A 268-nucleotide genomic window follows, 5' to 3' on the forward strand; every position below is an offset into this window, starting at 1 on the left:
TTCGGCTCCAACGCCTCGGCGATCTACAATCAGATCACCGTCACCGGCACGCAGACGCCGCACGGCGCGGTGCAGTTCACGGCGGGCAATACCGATCTCTTCCGGCTGGACACCATGACTTCGGGACCGATCGACGAACACACTACCTATGCGATGGGCGGCTTCATCCGCCATCATCAGGGCTATCGCGACAGCGGTTTCCCCAGCGATCGCGGCGGCCAGTTCCGCGCCAATCTGCGTCACGAGGCCGCGTTCGGCACGCTGACCG

1 protein-coding gene is annotated in these 268 nt (G+C 64.6%); it reads left to right on the forward strand.

Annotated elements, in window-relative coordinates:
* The coding region (locus AC3II9_RS21840) for a hypothetical protein (RefSeq protein WP_489158799.1) at window positions 1-268 on the forward strand (268 nt) is incomplete at both ends.

Source organism: Lysinibacillus sp. RU7, from assembly GCF_057837305.1.